The sequence below is a fragment of the Halobacteriovorax sp. BALOs_7 genome (assembly GCF_003612895.1).
GTDB lineage: Bacteria > Bdellovibrionota > Bacteriovoracia > Bacteriovoracales > Bacteriovoracaceae > Halobacteriovorax_A > Halobacteriovorax_A vibrionivorans.
Map to the genome: position 1 here is coordinate 3061440 of NZ_CP027772.1, position 17995 is coordinate 3079434.

The window sequence follows — 17995 nt, forward strand, 5'->3', positions numbered from 1 at the left end:
TACCATTTTTTAAGGCCCGGTATAAAAAACCTTAAAAAAATGTTAAAATAATTAATGTTAATGGGCTTTTCGAGGATTGAATGGCCAGAAACTCAGGATGAGTTATATGAATGAAGTAAAAATTCATCGACCTCAAATTCAAAATAGAAATGCAATGAATAATGCATCTAATTCTATTCGTCCTGAAGAATCTGAAAAGTACATTCCCGAAGAGATCAAAAGTGCAGCACAAGGGCTAGAAGCACAGTTTAACGAGTTAATGGTTAAAGAAATGACAAAGAACCTAAACGCAGGCGTTCAAGGTACAGCTGGAAATTTCTACAAAGGACTATTAACTAGCGAAAGGGCCAAGGCACTTGTGAATGAGGATAGCCAAATACAGAAATTAATTTTGAATGAGATTTATCCTAAACACATGAGGAATTCTCAAAATTATCAAAACTATTTGGACAATAAGAATAAGTACGCACAACACAATATTAAAATGGATGAAGGGCCAACTCAACCCTCACAGGAAGTCGCAATAAAGCGCAAAAACCAAATTGGAGTAAAGTATGAGTAGTGTACAGAATACGAGATCTAGTTTCTTCCCAAACTCAAGAACTCAAAATGAGCGAGCTCAGGATGTTCAGAAACAATCTCCAATTAAAAGGAATTCAACAGCTCAAAAGGCATATATCGACAACCAAACAAGTCGTGATGCTAAGGTAACGATTCCAGAAGCTGTAAAGGACTTTGCACAAATTAAAAAAGCCGTCGATGCGGCTCCAGAAATGGATAATAGCGCCAAGATCGCAGCCCTAAAGGCACAGATTCAAGGTGGAACTTATAAAATGGACTATGAAAAAATGGCCGACAAAATACTCGGTGAGGAATTTGGAGTCTAATGAAAACACAACTTGCAAAATATTATTTTCAAATTACAGATATTTGGAAGTCGCAATGTGAGCTTCACTATAAGCTTTTCGACCTTACATGTGATGAGTATGCATTGTTACTTGAAAGCGATCTAGAAAAATTGGAAGAGAAAGTTGCTCAAAAAGCATTAATCGTTTCTGAAATAGAAAAGAACGAGTACTTACGCAATGATATTCTTGCAACGATAAAAAAAGATTACAAAGAGCTTGAAGTAAACTCTATCAATGACCTACTCGACTTCTTTGCAAAGTTTGAAGCGGAAAAAGAAGGAAAGCATCTCTATCGTTTTAATGCTCTACTCGTTGATATTATTGAAAAGATTCAGGCGCAAAATAAGAAGAATCAATTATTTATTAATAAAGCACTCAGCTCTCTTCGCGAGATCAGGGAAAGTGCCATGGGTACAAAAACTGTATCTACATATAATGCAAAAGGAATGACTCAGGAGAGATCTCTTGGGCGCAATCCATAGCACGGAGAAAATTTGTCATCACGCCTTTTAAACATTGGGAATACGGGACTATCAGCTTCAAAGAAAGCTCTTGAAGTTACGTCTCACAATATTTCAAATGCGAATACTGAAGGGTATTCACGTCAACGCGTGCATCAACAAGCAAATACTCCACTAATTAAGGATGGACTTGTAACAGGTAGTGGTACTCGCATTAGAGATATCAATCGTGTCCATGATAAATTTGTTGAAAAGAAATTAAGAGACGCAAATACTGACAAGTCTTATTACGATAATAGATCCCAACAAATGGGTCGTATCGAAGACATCTTCAATGAAATCGATAATCAAGGTCTGAATCAGATCTTAAACAACTTCTTCAACTCATTTAGAGATCTTGCAAATCAACCAGAAAATGAAACGGTACGATCTGTTGTTCGCGATAAGGCACAACTTATTGTTAAAGACTTTCGTCGAATTGCTGAAACTCTCGACGAAATCTCGAGAAGTATCGATGACAAAATTTCTTTAAATATCAAAGATGCTAATCAGCATATTGAAACAATTGGTCAGCTAAATCGTAAGATTCGTGAACTAGAAGCAAATGGTGACGAAACCGGAGATATGCGAGATCAACGAGATCTTGCAATTAAAGAACTATCTAAAATTGTTAAGATCCATACTTATGAAGATGAACGTGGAAATTATAACGTTCAAGCACCAGGAGTTGGGACACTCGTAACAGCTGCCCAAACTCAAACACTTGGAACATACGTCTTTGGAAAAGAAGACTCAACAAGTGGTCAAGATGGTTCTGTTGAAGTTTTTTGGGCCTCAAGATCTGGTCAACAAATTACTGAAAAATTTAAAGGTGGATCACTTGGTGCAGTCATCAAGGTAAGAAACCACGATATTAAAGCACTAAGAGAAAAACTCGATCAAACAGCTTTTGAATTTATGAATTATGTTAATGCAATTCACAGAAGAGGTTTTGTTAATCGAGAGATTCAAACCGATGCCCAAGGAAATCCGGTTACAGTTGATTCTAAAGGACCGACAACTGGATTAAATTTCTTTAAGGAGCCAACTCAGATTGAAGGTGCGGCGCTTAGACTTGATTTAAGTGATGCCATTAAGTCTGACGTTTCAAATATTGCAACGGCCCTTTCTCCAAATAGTCCCGGGGATAACCGTGTCGCAATTGCTATCTCTAAGCTTCAACACGAAAGACTTATGGGAGACGGTACAGCAACGATTGAAGAGGACTACCTAAAGACTGTCGGGAATGTCGGTTTAGAAACAGGAAAAGCAAAGCTAGACGCTGAACAATCGGAAGGCTTACTTGCACAGGCAAACTCTATTCGAGAAAGAATCAGTGGTGTTTCAATTGATGAAGAAGCGGCAAATATGATCAAGTATCAGCACGCTTACGAAGCAGCAGCTAAAGTAATGCAAACTGCAAATGAAATGTTTGATACTGTTTTATCAATTAAGCAGTAATTAGGAATATAAGTAATGACAAGAGTGTCTGAAAATTCAACGACTTTATCAATTAGGCATACGCTTAATAAGCATAAGTCTAAGATGGAAGACCTTCAAATGAAGGGGACAACTCTTAAAAGCATGCGTAAGCCATCAGACAATCCAGCTGCAAATATTGAAGCATTACAAATATCAAGTGTTACAAATGATAATGCTCAATTTAAAAGAAATGCAGACTTTGCAATACTCCAATTAAATATTACAGAAAAAGCATTAGAGAATTTAACTGATGTTGTTAATAAGGCAAAAGAAATTGCAATCGCTCAATCATCAGATATTTATAATGCTGATGTAAGACGAAATGTTGCAAACGAAGTACACCAATTACGTAATCTTGCATTATCCATCGCCAATAAGCGAGTTGGTCAACGTTATATCTTTTCAGGATATAAGACACTGCAAGCTCCATTTGATGAAAATGGTAAATATCTTGGTGATACAGGTCACACAACGTTGGAAGTTGGAAAAGACTTCTTTGTTCAGGTTAATCTTCATGGGAAAGAAGTTTTTATGGCCGAGTCTGAGTCAGACTCTAAAGTAAAACATCCTCTTGAGAAGTTTCCTGAAATGGCCGCAGGAAAAGATAGAAATAAGAATAGAGAAATTGAATCAGTTGAAGCAAATAATCGTGACATCGCATCAGTTGGTGAAGATGCTGGTAAATATACTGAGACGGCCAATATATTTGGACTACTCGACTCCCTTGCCATTTCATTAGAAAATAATGATCCAAAGCAAATTCAAAACTTACTTGAAAAATTTGATACGGCCATTACACGTCTTGTAACTTTAAGAACAAGAGTTGGTTCTGTTTCAAGTTCAGTTATGAGTAATGTGAACACAATTGAAGCAAACGATATTAGCAATATGGAAAGAAAGAGTAAGCTCGTCGATGCAGATGTAACTGAATTATTCTCAGACATCACGCGTCAACAAGAGATCTTAAAAACAGCATATAAAACATCCGAGGGGCTCTTAAATAGAAACCTCTTAGACTTTCTGCGATAACACGCTGCTGCTACTTTTTTTTTATTTAGTTGATTTTTTACTTGATTTTTAAAGTTTTGAATAATATATGAACTCTACCTGATGAATCAGGAAGGTTCAAAATTGAGGATGTGAAATGCTGGTTTTAACAAGGAAGCTAGGGGAAAGTATTGCTATAGACGATCATATTAAGATCGTTGTCGTACAAATTAAAGGTAAACAAGTTCGTCTTGGAATCAAGGCCCCGAAGGAAACAAAAATTCACCGAGAAGAGGTCTACAAGGCCATTCAAGAGCAAAATTATGAAGCTTCTCAGGCTGGACCAGATAGTCTTAACGATCTCGCAGACGCCCTGCGCAACAAGAAATAAATTCCGCTTGCTCTTTTGCCCCTACGACTGTTAAAATCTGTTATCAAGTTCTGAAACTTGAATTCGGAGGAACGACACAGTGAAAGTAAGCACAACACGATTTGGGGAATTAGAAGTTAATAAAAAAGATATCATCAAATTTGATGAAGGTATTCTTGGGTTTGAAAACCTTAAAGAATTCTTTGTTGTTGATCCAGGTGATCAAACACTTATTCTTTGGCTACAATCAGTAGATGATGGAGCAACAGCTTTCCCAATCATTGAACCAAAAATCTTTAAAGAAGACTATTCTATCAGCCTATTACCAGCTGAATTAAATAGCCTTAAGCTAGAGAACCTAACAAACGCAAGCGTTTATACAATCCTAACAATTCCTTCGGATGTAACGCTTATGTCGGCTAACTTAAAGGCACCAATCATTATTAATAACGACACTCACAAAGCACGTCAGATTGTACTTCAAGATAATAAACTAGAAGTAAAATTTGAAATGTATGCGGCCCTGAAGAAGTCGATTGTTAATTTTCATTCTGATGATTCTGTTCGTACAAATGTTAATGTTTCAAATGAGCCAACTGTTGTTGAGCAAAGTGAAACAACAAATACAGAACGTACAGCAGAAGCTTAATTTAAATTTTCCAAATTTATATATATAAAAAAAGCACCATGAACATGGTGCTTTTTTATTTTAAAATTTTTTTTTATTTCTTATAAAGTAGTTTCTGTCGCATTCTTAGCAAAGTTTAAATACATTTGTGCTTCATTATTAAGAGGATCAACAGAGACAACTTTTTCCCATTCAGAAGTAGCATTTAAAACATCACCCTTACCATAGTGTAGAACACCAAGAGCAATACGACCTGGAAGATAATCAGGTCTTTCATTCTTAAGTTTTGAAAGTTCTTCAAATGACTTATTAACAAAGCCTTTCTTAGCATAGACTTTTGCAATCTTTACTCTGGCCTCTAAATTTTCTGGATCAAGCTTTAATACTTTTCCGTATTCAAATAGAGCTTCATCAAAACGATTATATGTTAGATATAAATCAGCTAACTCATAGTGCTTAATCGCAAACTTACGATCAATATGATTATCATTAAGCTCAGAGCTCTTAGAGTTAACCTTAACCTTTTGTGAAGCAACCTGAAAGATCTTACTTGCTTCTTCATATTGTCCAATATCATTATAGAGAACCGATAAGCTAACAGCTGCATCTGTGTGATCTGGCCTTACTTCTAAAACTTTTTTGAAAGCTTTAATGGCCTTAGAGATCTCACCCGTTAAATGAAAAATATTAGCAATTGAAAAAAGAGCATCAGCATCTTTTGGATCAATATCTAAGAGTTCATTATAAATTGATATCGCTTTATTAAATTCACGATTATCAAAAGCAACCTTGGCCTTCTTAGATAATTTCTCTTGTTCAAATGACTTCATCATAATTGGCGTCCCCTATCTTAAGCACTCTTTTACATCACTTTTTAAGTTAGAAAGATCACCATCTTTATATAAATAGCGATAATTTTTAAAAACTAACTCACAAAGCTCTGGCCTTGCACTTTTTAAACCAATTGTTACCAAACGATCACTGGCAAGTTTTTTAACTTTATCATCATTGAATCGATTCAATAAATTCTTATAGCGAAAAGCCGCTGATTGAAAGTCTTCCGTTTTATAATAGAAGTTGGCAATGTAGAGCTCTTTATCTTTTAGCATCTTATAACATTCATCAATTTTATCCTTAGCATCTTTCAGATACTTTGAATTTGGATATAAACTTCTTAGCTCATTAAAATATTTAATGGCCTGTTTAGCGGCAGTAAGATCACGATCAAATGTTGATGGCTTCTGTTTATAGTAGGCTTCAGCAATCTTAAAAGTTACATAATCCATTCTTGGATGTTTTGGATGAAAGTCCTTAAACAAAAGATATGCAGCAGCAGATTCCTCATAGTTTTCCTGTAAATATAGGATGTCTGCCTGCATTAACTCAGCAGAGGTTGCATAGTAACTATATGGATATTGAGATTTAATTGTATTTAATTTTTCAAGCGCCATAATATAACGCTCTGATTCTTTAAGCCTTGTGGCCTCTTTAAATAAAACCTCTGCCTCAGTACTACCTTTTGGTCGATTTACTGCGCAGGAAGTCAAAACAAGAATTGAAAATAATAATGTAAGATACTTAAGCACTTGGCCCCCTATATATAGGGAAATTCTAGCACTTAACAATAATACCCGTCAAAGCTAATAGCCTTCTTCGTAAACATCTTTAAGAACTTGATCAATTAATAGCTTAATTGCGGCCGCTAATGGAATTGAAATAATCATTCCCGTAATTCCAATCATTTGAGAGCCAAGAATAACACTCCCTACAACAACAACTGGGTGGAGGTTAACAATTTTTGAAACAAGTAATGGAAAGACAATTGCGATATCAATGGCATTGGCAACAAGATAGAGGATTAAAACACCACCAAAGTCTGTGCCCATTCCGTATTCGGCGGCAATAAAGATTAATGCAGGAACAGAGCCAAATAATGGGCCTAGATAAGGGATAATATTAGTAACTGCTGCAAGGATTCCAAAGATCAGAGAAAAGCGGATATCCATAAAGAATAGGCCCGCAAAAATTATGATCCCTAAAATACTGGCCTCAATAACCTTAGCCAGAATATAATCACCAATACGACGGTTAAATTGAAATGAAAGATGATAAAGCTTTTCAAAGTACTTATTAGGTAAAAGTCTTGTGACCTTCTCTCTGAATGTTCTCATATCTCTTAATGTAAAAAAGAGAAATAAAGGCACAATAAAAAACAATTCCAGTGCCGTACCAAGAAACTTTGGCAGTACCAAAACAAAAGCACTGATCTCATCTTTTACAAAGTTCAAGGTTTGTAAAAGGTACTCATTACTTAAACGATAGCCAGACCTTGCTTCAACAAATGCCTGCAAAGATGAGTAGCTTGTTTTTAGGAAATATTCTACTTTTGGAATATAAACTTCTAAATTATTTAATTCACTCACCATTATTGGAGTAACCTTTACCACTGGATAAATTGTAGCAAATAGAAAGATGACAACAAGGATGGCCGAGGAAAGGTTTCGATTTATATGATAACGTTCAATAAATAATAATATTGGATTTAGAATCAGAGTTAGGATGTAGCAAATTAAAAGAGGCGTTGCGACTCTAGGAAATAGAAAAAACAGACCCATGCAACAGAGGATAAATAATCCAAAAATTATGGCCCTTAGACGATCATTACTGGTCATTTTTTTCTTTCTCTTCATTTAGTGTATTTACTTCATCATTTAAATCAGAGTTCTCAACCTTAAGTTTTCTAATTTCTCTTGCAAGAATATGCAATTTCTTTACAACTAGTTCACTCATTGCCTGGAGGAACTTAGAAGAGAGTCCCGGCTTTTCTGTAATCATTAGTTCGAGATCAGGTTTAAAAATTCCCAGCATCTCAAGTGGCTCTGAAGCAACTGCTGATACAGAACGCTTATGACCTTCTTCAAGTAGGCCAATCTCTCCCAGGTAGTCCCTTCTTTCAAGATTAGTTACATGAAACTTCTTTCCACTTCGCTCTGTATAAAGTTCAACACGACCAGACACAATGATGTAGAAGCCAATTCCAAAGTCACCTTCTTTGAAGATAACCTCACCTTTTTCATATGTTCTTTTGTGAAAGTATTTTGAAAGTTGAAATAATTCGAATTCACCGAGATTTCTTAAGATAACAGTTTCTCTTAGCAGATATGGGATGGTTACCTTATTGCTTTTAATAAGAGGATTAATCGACCACAAAAATTTTATTAAGTTAATATCGATTTGATCTTCTTTAGAATACTTCTCAGTCATAAATTACCTTTAATAAGTTTCAATGGAATCGGACTTAACCCAACCCTTAACGCTACTTGGCCAATAAATAAAAGACCATCCCTCATTCACCTTAGAGATAATCACTCTAAGTCCTTCACGTGCCTGCTGGTTATGTTCAAAAATTGCAGAAGGTCCTTCATGGACTTGCGTATCTTTCATCACAACAGCATTATTATATGTTGCTTTCAAATAGATGCTATTGAAAATAGCAGGACTGAGTGAAACGATAAATAAAATAAAAATAACACCTTTATGAATTTTAGTTCTCCAATTTAAAACTAAAACAATCAAAAGTAGTACCAAGGTAATACTAGTATAATAAACACTTGGTATATCAAGGCCTTTGGCAACAAGATTATACTCCTGACTACCTAAGTCATATTGAGTCTTAATATAGTCGATATTATTGGTTACAAGCTTATCTTGCTGACCAAGCTGATATGACTTTTCAAGATAAAGTCTAGCCGCTCCAAGGTCTTCTAATTTCAAGTACGCGGTGCCCAAATTATAAAAATACTGGGCATCGATAAATAGACTTTTATTTTTAATCAGAAGATCTTTATAAGCTTCATAATCTTTATTTTTATAAAGTTCTTCCAATTCTTTTAGTGGATTTCCTGTGTTAGTATCTGGCATAAATTTATTATCTATTTGGCTTGTAGCCTTTGCAAGTGAGTGATAATTCTACCACATAAAAAAAGTAAAAAAGAGGTGAGTTATGGAATACGGCGTTAGAAACAATGAAATAAATGATCAATTTGATAAGCTATTCTCTTCAATTCTTAAAGAGCAGAAGAATTTTATGGAAGTTCGTGGGCCACAAGAAGGAAAAGAGCATCTAGTTGAAGAAACTTTAAAAGCTTATAATCAAGAAAGAGGTAAAGGTATCTACTTTAACTATGTTTCATCTGGACGCGGACACGGGCCATTCACTGAGTTAATTGACGGTTCAGTAAAGTATGACTTAATCGGCGGTATTGGTCCTAACCTACTTGGTCACTCACATCCTATCTATATTAAGTCACACCTTGAGGCAGCTCTTGGTGACTCAGTTATGTGTGGAAATCTTCAACCATATCCACAAGCAATAGAATTAACAAATAATCTACTTAGTGCAGTTAAAGAAAGTAACCTGAAGCACTTTTGGTTTACAGGTTCAGGTAGTTTTGCAAATGATCTAGCTCTTAAGCTTGTTTGGCAAAAGAAAGATCCTGCTTATCGTGTGATTGCTTTCAAGAAAGCTTTTGCAGGTAGAAGTGTTGCTACTCAGGATATCACTCATAATGCTAATTACCGTCAAGGGATGCCTAAGTCTTTAGATGTTGATCACGTTCCACATTTTGATCAAAACAACCCTGAGGACTCATTAAAGAATACACTAGCGGCACTTGAGGAAGTTACAGCGAAACACCCAAATCAGCACTGTGCAATTATGCTTGAAATTATTCAAGGTGAAGGTGGGTTTATCTTTGGACCAAAAGAATATTACGAAGAAATCTTTAAGTGGGCCAAGAAGAAAGGTTTATATATTTGGATTGATGAAGTTCAGACATTTGGTAGAACAAGAGAATTATTTGCATTCCAAACAATGGGCCTAGATAAGTATGTCGATATTGTTTCTGTAGGAAAGGCCCTACAAGTTTGTGGTGTCCTTTATAGTGAAGAATTAAACCCTAAGCCTGGTTTAATTGCAGGTACTTTCAATGGATCTGTTTCAGCACTTTCAACAGGAAGTAAACTTATTAAGTATCTAACAGAAGGTAATTTCTACGGAGATAATGGACGTATCAAAGAATTAGAAGATAAGTTCATCACAAAGCTAACTCACTTAATGAAGAACTCTTGTAAAGACAAGATGACTTATGTTGGTGGTATTGGAACAATGATAGCTTTTGAAGTCGGTGACTCAACAACTGAAACCGTTTCAAAATTTGTTAAGGCTCTATTTAATAACGGAATCGTTGCCTTTATGGCCGGTAAAGAACCAACACGAGTTAGACTACTTCTGCCTCTTGCTATGACTGATGAGCATATTGATGACATCATTTCTATAATTGAAAAAACAATCTTAGAAGAAATAAATTAGGGAAAGAAAAAAATGTTTCGAATAAGACCTGTTAAAAAAGAAGACTTAGAAGATTTATATGATCTTTCGGGATTATATACTTTTATTAACTTACCTCATGATAAGGAGTTAATAGAAAGTAAGATCAATAGTTCTCTTCGCTCTTTTAAACAAATGAGTTCTGATCTTTCACGAGATCATTATATTTTCGTGCTAGAAGACCTTGAGGCAAATAGAGTTATTGGCTGCTCTATGATTCACGCACGTCATGGTGATGAACATGAGCCTCATTTTTATTTGAAAGTTGGACAAGAAAATAAATTTTCCCAAACAATAAATACAGGCTTCATACACGGAACCCTGAAGCTTGGCTACGATACAGATGGGCCTACAGAAATTGGTGGCCTTATCCTTGATCCAAGTTATCGAGGCAATCCTAATAAACTAGGAAAGGTTCTTTCATTTTCTCGTTTCATGTATATGGGATTAAATCCTCATCGTTTTAAGGACACTGTTCACTCTGAACTAATGCCTCCATTCGATGCCGATGGAAAATCTCCACTATGGGAAGCAATTGGTAGACGATTTCTAAATATGGAATATCATGATGCCGACATCTTAAGTCGTAAGAATAAAGAATTCATTCTAAGCCTCTTCCCTTCAGGAACAATTTACGAAACCCTACTTCCAATTGAAGCGAGAAATGCCGTTGGAAAAGTTGGACTTGATACAGAACCAGTAAAGAGAATGCTTGAATCAATTGGTTTTAAGTATACAAATGAAGTGGATCCATTTGATGGTGGCCCACACTATCGCTGTAAGCTAAAAGACATTAAGCCTGTTCAAACAATCCAAAAAGCAAAGATAGAGCAAGGAAGTTGTAATCATCCAAAACTTTACCTTGTTATGACAAATGAAGAAAACTTTGAGGTAATCTGTCTCAAAGGTGAACTCAATAATGATATACTTACTGTCGACAACATTTCACAATATAAACTTGATCAAGGTCAAGACGTCACAGTGATGGCAATATAAGGAGATATTTATGTATCAACTAAAAGGCTCATTTTTTAATAATAACTTTGTGCAATTTGATAATACTGTAGATAAGCGAACAGATCGTACAATTTCAAGAGAGTGTCCAAGTGATACTTCTAAGATCCTTTGGAACCTACAAGTAAATTATTCTCATATCGATGAGTTAATTGATTCTGCTCACAAAGGATTTCAAACTTGGCGCAATACTTCCATTGAAGAAAGAATTGAAGCATTAAAAAGGTACCAAGAAGCACTTAAAGGTAAGCAAGAACAAATTGCTACTGCCATCGCCCTTGAAGTAGGAAAGCCTCTATGGGAGGCCCGTACAGAAGCAGCTGCTCTTATTGCAAAAGTTAATGTAACGATTGAATCTTCCCTGCCTCGTATTCAGACAAAAGATATGCAAAACATTGCGCCAAATACAAACGCGCATATTTACTATAAGCCAGTTGGCCCAAGCTTTATTATTGGCCCATTCAATTTCCCATGCCACCTTGCAAACGGACAAATCACAGCGAATCTTATCTCTGGGAACTCAATTATTTTCAAGCCTAGTGAGAAGACATGTTATTCAGCACAGCTAATGTTTGAATGTCTTGCAGAAGCAAAGTTTCCAATGGGTGTTGTTAACCTTATTCAAGGTGATGGTGAAGTCGCCAGAAGAATCATCAAAGATAAAAGAGTTAAGGGTATCTTCTTTACTGGTTCAAAAGAAGTTGGTCAAAAAATTCTAGAGTCAACTCACACAGACTTATCAAAACTTGTCTCACTTGAACTTGGTGGAAAAAATACTTCAATCATCACAGAAAGTGCAGATATTGATTATACGCTAGAAGAAATTCTAACAGGCTCGTATTTAACGACTGGTCAACGTTGTACCTCAACTGGTCTCGTTGCAATTCATAGTTCAATTAAAGATGAATTCATTAGTCGCTTTCATGATATGGCAAAGAAGATTATTGTTGATCATGCAACAGAACATGAAGTTGAACCTTTCATGGGCCCTTTAATCGATCAAGCCTCTCTTGATCAATACCTACTCTTTATGGGAATGGCAAAAAGAGAAGGACTTGAAGAAGTTATGCGTGGGAAGCAATTAGAGCGTGCGACAAATGGTTACTATGTCTCACCTTCAATTCATTACGCAGATAAGCTAATTCCAAATAGCCATTTCCTTGCAAATGAAATTTTTGGTCCAAACTGTACCTTTGTAAGTTATGACGATTTTGATGAGGCCATCAATATTGCCAACTCTACAGAGTATGGACTAGCAGCTTCAGTCTTCACTAAAGATGCTGCAAAATTTCAACATGCAGTTAATAATATTGATGCGGGACTTGTTAACCTAAACCGCGCAACTGTTGGAGCAAATTCAAAGCTTCCTTTTGGTGGCGTTAAAAACTCTGGTAATTATCGACCTGCCGCTGTTTCGACAGTTGATCATTGTGTTTATCAACTAGCAACATTAGAAATTGAAGAAACTAGTGCAAAAGGAAATATTAAAGGATTAAAAGAAGATTAATAATGTTTCTTATTTACAAGAACGCCGGTCGAAGAGTTCTGTGAAAGGTCTCTTCGATTTTTGCGTTCTTGTTCTAAATCAACAACAGAGTTTTTTGCATATAAATCGAGAACTTCCTTCCCTTTTATTTTTGTATAAACATTCTTAAAGCGCTCTTTTTCATTAATGATAAAAGTTGTAGTCTCAACAGGCTTGGCACCTGGGTGAACTTTATGTGATTCGAATTTTACCTTAGTTATAAAGTTATTAATGAATTGATGAACTCTATGTCCAGTGAAGATCTCACCTTGATCAAGGCCATCAATAGTTAGATCTGCAACAGCTTCCTCTTGTCCCGGGAAAGGAATAATCTTGGCCATTCCAGAAGGCGTATAAGTAATTTCCTGCCCTTGATTATGACTAATTAAGAGATTAGTTAACGTATCCTTAGCATCCATATCACCGAAGGTTGTTAAATCAGTAACTTCTTCTGGAGTTATGATACGTAGTAAATGTCTAATAAGGTTTGATTGTTCCATCATTTCCTATATTTTACACCAAAGTCTGACTCAACTTATCGGCTTTTCAAAAAAAAAAATTAGCAAATTTAATTGAGATACAATAATTTCAAACACTTAACTCGTTGATAAATAATTTTCCCATAAAAGAAAATATTTACAATTTAAAAAAATAGGATTATAAAATTAACTACTTAAGATTGCTGGGATGTGGCGCAGCGGTAGCGCAGTAGACTGTTAATCTATTGGTCGCGAGTTCGAATCTCGCCATCCCAGCCATTTTTCATACCGAAACTCCATGAAACAATTCAATCAATTCATTCAAAATAATAACTCTTTCAAAGAGTCTTATTTAGAAACACTTGCACTTTATCGTGAAGATGCATCTAGTGATGTAGAAGAGAGCAATGAGTATTTGTCTCAAAGATTTCAAGACTTCTATAAAGAGGCCATCTTTTCAACTAAACTCGACTCATATTCAAACTTAAATTTTTACTGGTTTAATCTGATAGAAGCATTAATTGAGATCATTTCTTATCATTCAGAATTTGAAGTAGGCCAAGACTACGAAATGAGCGAATCAGAAGATGCGATATTTAATTTCTGGCACGATAGCAATCTTGCAAAGTCTTTTTTAAATTCACTTAGTGAGACAAAAGACCTCTTAGCTGAATCAAAAAAACTTGTTCATATTTTAGAAGATAATATTATTTCATTTTTCAAAATACATATCCTAGAAGAAGTCGACCAAGAGCTGCGCTATTTGAATGTACCTGAGCTTGGTGATGACAACGTATCAGTATATCAAAACGGTAACCGTATACTATTTGATAAGCTAGAAGATAAAGTCCTTGCTCATATCAATGAAAATTCTATAAACAAGCACGCTCTAAGTACGAAGATCGATGACTTAACTATAATCTTCTACTCCGACCTTGAAGATTCATCTTCTTTCATGACAGAGAAAATAGCAAAAGCCTACGAAAGATTAAGAAAGTATACTCCTGATTTATTTGAGGTATTTAAAACTTTTACGAATAATATTATACCGATTAAAGAAAAGGGAATTGTCAGCTACTCAATGCAAACACTTCCAGGATACTCATCAATCAATACATTTGACCGTGATGATATAGATCTAATGGATGACCTTCTTCATGAAAATGGACACCATGTTCTAAATAGCTATTTAAATCAGAATGAGCTCTTAGAGGAGCTTGAAGAAAAAATCTATTATAGCCCTTGGCGTAGGGCCTTAAGGCCAATTAGAGGTATATACCACGCTTATATGACCTTTTATTGGGCCCTTGAACTATTCTCATCGCTTTCAAAACAAACAGAACACGACTTCACAGAGAATGAATTTAAAAAAATACAAGAGAGAGCAATTGAAGAATATTATATGCTCGTATTTTGTGAACTTGATTTAGAGAAGGCTTATAAAGAAGAAATTATTTCAACTGAAGGCCATGAAATCTATCTTGTTTTTAAAGAAATGGTTGCCTCACACCGAAATCATATTTTGAATCTAGAAAAAAGTCTTTCTTCAAAGATTGTCGAGGATATAAAAAATGATCTGTTCTCAGCAAGAAATAGATACTACTAGTACTTAATATGAATATGAAGTCGTCAACGGCACCCAAATTGAATAACACTTGTGAATCATTTTTTTGTTAATAAAGCCTGGCTAATTCAACATCTTCTTACCTTATTTTTGTTCCTTTTTTTTTAACTCATATATAACAGAAAGAAATTCGTCTAAATTCTCATTAGAAAAGACAATTTTCTTATTGGCGACATATCCGAGAAACTCATTAAATATAAACTTGCTTATGTAGTCTATATTATCAATCATTATATTTGTTTCCATTTCCTTATTCTTTGCTTCGTAGTCAATGTTTATATCTCTCTGTGTATTCTTTGATTGTTGCTTCAATCTTATTTTTATATTTTCAGTTGTTATATGGAGTTTACCATTTGACTTATGACCACTAAAAAAGGGAATTATTGTTATAGACTTATTATCTCCTTTTTTATGCACATCTCCACTTACAATTGGACCAACGTAGACCTTATTCGACTTTAGCGTAATCATAGCTAAGTTTTTATTTTCTGCCACAATTAGCTTTTCAATAAACACATCAAAGTCTTCTGTTCCGTCGACAAAAGAAATAAATTTTGTGAATGCTTCAATAAGTAGTCTAGAAATAAGAAATGAAAAAATATAATCACCAGACGAAAACCGACCTGCAAACATTTTATGATTTAACTTTATCAGTTTTACGATTCCATCAATTTTTAAAACGGGATGATAGGAACAGATCTCTACATATAAAAATCGAAGTAAATCCAATGTTAAATCTGAAATATATAAAGAAACTCCTGATATTAACGCAGACAAGCAAAGAAATATCCAATAGTCTGTCGTAACTTGTTTGATCTCTGCCTCAGAAGCGACATATAAAACTATTGAGCAAAAACCAGGTAATAAAAATAAAATCAGATCTAACACTATAGCTAATGACTAATTATGGCGTTGATTGCGAAAGAGAATCTTCAACAGTTTCACTCGACTCAGAGATTTTACTTAAGAGCTTCGTAAGCCTTTTTAAATCTTTTTCCTCTATGTCTTTGATCGAGAACTCCAGCTCCCTTAATGCAGAGTCGATAGCTTCAGACTTATCATCAACCCAAACACGAGCTGAGTTTCTTGAATGTTTAATTTCTGTTGATTCTGTACTCATCTTCTTCATAATACCATCCATTATACTTCGCTAAAAGAATCTTTATAACTGTCTATAATCATTATAGAATACTATTATCTCAAGCACTATATCGGTATTTAAATTCAACATTTGAGTCTTTTATTTGGCAGGCTTGAGCTAACTACCTGAAATCTTGATATTGTTTTCGAATATAAAGATATTTAATATACTTATCAGATTTTTTTAAACCTGCTAAGTATTGTGATTCATTAAATAAGCTCTTGTATAGCTCTATATTTAACTAAATTCATTTTAATAACATTATTTTTATATTTTCTAGATGAAGTTCATTAGCTGTTACAATTCTTTACAAGCGCTTAATGAATCCTGATCACTTGAATCAATTCATTTACTGATTCTACCTTAAGAAAATACCTAGAACCATCTTGAAGAATTTCAACTCGCGGCCTATATTTATATACATATTTATATTGATACTTAGCCTGCTTCCAAACCTGTCCATTTTCGAACTGAAATAGAGAATCCCCATCCCAACCTTCAAATGAACCACGAATTCTTGATCTTACCTTAATCTTCATCTGCTTTGTCTCTCTGCTTAATATTCAATTATATTATTAAAAATTAATTTTCTTTGAAATTTGATCAGAATACCTCAAGCCCGAAACAGTTAGCATATAACCACTTTCTCTGCATCCCTCAATTATTTTATCATTCCATAAAATATTCAAATTATTCTTTACTGTCTTTTGATTTTTTCTATCTAGATCTGAACATAATTCACTAACACTTCTTTTCTGAGGATAAATACTTTTTAGTATCAAGCATATTTCCTCCCTTGTACTGACTTTAGCATGTACAATATTCTTATTTTCAATTTTCTCAACAATTGTATTAACTGGTGCCTGAATTTTAAGTACCAAATCTCCGGCATCACACATTTTGACCGAAGAGACATGTCTCAAAACATCAGTAAGCACCCACTGTGCTGAATAATAAAGAAACTTCAAATCATACAAACTAGGATCAAAGTCATTTTTATGTGCAATACTTCTTTTATTTCTCATTGTATACATAGACCTCAAAACTCTAGGAATACAAAGCTTCAAGTTGTCATCAAGTGTTGAAGACCTGCTTTCAATTGACCTTAAATACGAATCAACTTTAGGATTATGACTATACTCACCAGTCTCTAAAAACTGTAGAACCTGAACCGAGGTCTCAACAAACTTACCAGCCGATATCTTATTGGAAAAACTAGCCGTCGAATAATCTAAGCTGATAGAATAAAAGTTATCTATTAAGTCCTTAGCCAAATTTACTGGAACAACCTTTGCCAATAGACTCGTAATTTCTTTGTATATCAATGTAAATCCATATTTGAATTATTAAGCTTTCTCAAAATGAAATTCTTACCTTCGTTTGTAACTTTATAAGTTTTTCTCGCCTGTTTTGAAGTACCTGACTTTCTTGTTTGAACAACAAGTTGCGGCTTAGAACTTATCAAATTATTAAACGCTCTCGTTATATTTGACACCCCGTGGCCAAGATGCTTAAGCTCTTTATTTATTCTTTGAGAGTCAAAGGTATCAGTGCCTTCATAATTCTGAAGCCAAAACCCAACGGTTAAAGCTTTTTCGCTATCAGTTGAAGGACTTATCTTAGAGTAAAATATTGCTATATCATTATTTTCACTCTCATCCTCTTCTTTATCGCTCACGCTCGTTACCTTATCAAAGACTTTTGAACTTGTGTCAGTATTGCTAGCAGCAGAAGCCTTAAACGCAGGTGCTTTTATTTTGTATGCATCAATTATCCAGCTTACGATTCGCCTTACTGAATCATCGCCAAACCCCTCTAACGACTTTGCAATATTTGTCATTGCTTCAATCTCCTGCAAAGGACTTGTAATTTGGGAGTTGCTTGATTCTAAAATACTATTCTCATTCATCTTTATTCCTTCTTTTCATAATTAATAGGTTAATACTAT

The 17995-nt window shown here is 34.7% G+C and carries 22 protein-coding genes and 1 tRNA gene; 12 read left to right on the forward strand and 11 right to left on the reverse strand.

Annotation, left to right across the window (positions count from 1 at the left end; genetic code table 11):
- Window positions 1-106 precede the first annotated feature (106 nt).
- From BALOs_RS14610 to fliW, 7 genes are all read left to right on the forward strand, one after another.
- Window positions 107-562 (forward strand): hypothetical protein, encoded by a 456-nt coding sequence (locus BALOs_RS14610; protein ID WP_114705911.1) that lies wholly within the window; start codon window positions 107-109, stop codon window positions 560-562.
- Entirely contained in the window at window positions 555-887 is a 333-nt protein-coding gene (gene flgM, locus BALOs_RS14615; protein WP_114705912.1) for a flagellar biosynthesis anti-sigma factor FlgM, read from the forward strand. The genes BALOs_RS14610 and flgM overlap by 8 nt, the downstream gene beginning before the upstream one ends.
- Entirely contained in the window at window positions 887-1390 is a 504-nt protein-coding gene (gene flgN, locus BALOs_RS14620) for a flagellar export chaperone FlgN (RefSeq protein ID WP_114705913.1), read from the forward strand. Before flgM ends, flgN begins: the two co-directional genes overlap by 1 nt.
- A gap of 12 nt (window positions 1391-1402) precedes the next feature.
- A complete protein-coding gene (gene flgK / locus BALOs_RS14625; RefSeq protein ID WP_114705914.1) occupies window positions 1403-2869 on the forward strand; it encodes a flagellar hook-associated protein FlgK in 1467 nt (488 codons plus the stop codon).
- Between the two features lie 15 nt (window positions 2870-2884).
- Window positions 2885-3919 (forward strand): flagellar hook-associated protein FlgL, encoded by a 1035-nt coding sequence (gene flgL / locus BALOs_RS14630; protein WP_114705915.1) that lies wholly within the window; start codon window positions 2885-2887, stop codon window positions 3917-3919.
- A gap of 115 nt (window positions 3920-4034) precedes the next feature.
- Window positions 4035-4268: a carbon storage regulator CsrA gene (gene csrA, locus BALOs_RS14635; protein ID WP_114705916.1), complete on the forward strand. Its 234-nt coding sequence runs from the start codon at window positions 4035-4037 to the stop codon at window positions 4266-4268.
- Between the two features lie 79 nt (window positions 4269-4347).
- A complete protein-coding gene (gene fliW / locus BALOs_RS14640) occupies window positions 4348-4896 on the forward strand; it encodes a flagellar assembly protein FliW (RefSeq protein WP_158536778.1) in 549 nt (182 codons plus the stop codon).
- Window positions 4897-4976: 80 nt separating this feature from the next.
- Here the strand turns inward: fliW and BALOs_RS14645 are convergent, their stop codons facing one another.
- Genes BALOs_RS14645 through BALOs_RS14665 form a run of 5 tightly spaced genes read right to left on the reverse strand, consistent with a single transcriptional unit; the run spans window position 4977 to window position 8796 of the window.
- Window positions 4977-5708, reverse strand: a complete 732-nt coding sequence (locus BALOs_RS14645) for a lipopolysaccharide assembly protein LapB (RefSeq protein WP_114705918.1) — start codon at window positions 5706-5708, stop codon at window positions 4977-4979.
- A 12-nt stretch (window positions 5709-5720) separates the two neighbouring features.
- The gene (locus BALOs_RS14650) at window positions 5721-6461 is read right to left on the reverse strand and encodes an outer membrane protein assembly factor BamD (RefSeq protein ID WP_158536779.1); all 741 of its coding nucleotides are present in this window, start codon (window positions 6459-6461) and stop codon (window positions 5721-5723) included.
- A 54-nt stretch (window positions 6462-6515) separates the two neighbouring features.
- On the reverse strand, window positions 6516-7565 hold the full coding sequence (locus BALOs_RS14655; RefSeq protein WP_114705920.1) for an AI-2E family transporter: 1050 nt from the start codon (window positions 7563-7565) through the stop codon (window positions 6516-6518).
- Window positions 7537-8139, reverse strand: coding sequence for a cyclic nucleotide-binding domain-containing protein (locus BALOs_RS14660; protein ID WP_120405590.1), 603 nt, complete (start codon window positions 8137-8139; stop codon window positions 7537-7539). The genes BALOs_RS14655 and BALOs_RS14660 overlap by 29 nt, the downstream gene beginning before the upstream one ends.
- Before the next feature lie 9 nt (window positions 8140-8148).
- On the reverse strand, window positions 8149-8796 hold the full coding sequence (locus tag BALOs_RS14665) for a tetratricopeptide repeat protein (protein ID WP_120405591.1): 648 nt from the start codon (window positions 8794-8796) through the stop codon (window positions 8149-8151).
- An 82-nt stretch (window positions 8797-8878) separates the two neighbouring features.
- Here BALOs_RS14665 and BALOs_RS14670 point away from each other — a divergent pair, with 82 nt between their 5' ends.
- From BALOs_RS14670 to BALOs_RS14680, 3 genes are read left to right on the forward strand one after another with little or no spacing between them, the layout of a single operon-like run.
- Window positions 8879-10246, forward strand: coding sequence for an aminotransferase class III-fold pyridoxal phosphate-dependent enzyme (locus BALOs_RS14670; RefSeq protein WP_114705923.1), 1368 nt, complete (start codon window positions 8879-8881; stop codon window positions 10244-10246).
- 12 nt (window positions 10247-10258) lie between these two features.
- Complete coding sequence (locus tag BALOs_RS14675; RefSeq protein WP_120405592.1) at window positions 10259-11260, forward strand: arginine N-succinyltransferase; 1002 nt, start codon at window positions 10259-10261, stop codon at window positions 11258-11260.
- Window positions 11261-11270: 10 nt separating this feature from the next.
- The gene (locus BALOs_RS14680; protein WP_114705925.1) at window positions 11271-12785 is read left to right on the forward strand and encodes an aldehyde dehydrogenase family protein; all 1515 of its coding nucleotides are present in this window, start codon (window positions 11271-11273) and stop codon (window positions 12783-12785) included.
- Here the strand turns inward: BALOs_RS14680 and BALOs_RS14685 are convergent.
- Window positions 12782-13306 (reverse strand): hypothetical protein, encoded by a 525-nt coding sequence (locus tag BALOs_RS14685; RefSeq protein WP_162929717.1) that lies wholly within the window; start codon window positions 13304-13306, stop codon window positions 12782-12784. The two genes, BALOs_RS14680 and BALOs_RS14685, sit on opposite strands and share 4 nt — an antisense overlap.
- A gap of 180 nt (window positions 13307-13486) precedes the next feature.
- Here BALOs_RS14685 and BALOs_RS14690 point away from each other — a divergent pair.
- Together BALOs_RS14690 and BALOs_RS14695 are read left to right on the forward strand one after the other, a co-directional pair.
- Window positions 13487-13561, forward strand: a tRNA-Asn gene (locus BALOs_RS14690).
- Between the two features lie 19 nt (window positions 13562-13580).
- Complete coding sequence (locus BALOs_RS14695; RefSeq protein ID WP_120405594.1) at window positions 13581-14888, forward strand: HEXXH motif-containing putative peptide modification protein; 1308 nt, start codon at window positions 13581-13583, stop codon at window positions 14886-14888.
- 102 nt (window positions 14889-14990) lie between these two features.
- Here the strand turns inward: BALOs_RS14695 and BALOs_RS14700 are convergent, their stop codons facing one another.
- From BALOs_RS14700 to BALOs_RS14720, 5 genes are all read right to left on the reverse strand, one after another.
- Complete coding sequence (locus tag BALOs_RS14700; protein WP_162929718.1) at window positions 14991-15794, reverse strand: hypothetical protein; 804 nt, start codon at window positions 15792-15794, stop codon at window positions 14991-14993.
- Window positions 15795-15810: 16 nt separating this feature from the next.
- Window positions 15811-16035 (reverse strand): hypothetical protein, encoded by a 225-nt coding sequence (locus BALOs_RS14705; protein ID WP_162929719.1) that lies wholly within the window; start codon window positions 16033-16035, stop codon window positions 15811-15813.
- Window positions 16036-16364: 329 nt separating this feature from the next.
- Complete coding sequence (locus tag BALOs_RS14710; RefSeq protein ID WP_120405597.1) at window positions 16365-16586, reverse strand: hypothetical protein; 222 nt, start codon at window positions 16584-16586, stop codon at window positions 16365-16367.
- Window positions 16587-16622: 36 nt separating this feature from the next.
- Window positions 16623-17345: a hypothetical protein gene (locus BALOs_RS14715; protein WP_162929720.1), complete on the reverse strand. Its 723-nt coding sequence runs from the start codon at window positions 17343-17345 to the stop codon at window positions 16623-16625.
- 23 nt (window positions 17346-17368) lie between these two features.
- On the reverse strand, window positions 17369-17956 hold the full coding sequence (locus BALOs_RS14720) for a hypothetical protein (RefSeq protein WP_120405599.1): 588 nt from the start codon (window positions 17954-17956) through the stop codon (window positions 17369-17371).
- Window positions 17957-17995: the final 39 nt, after the last annotated feature.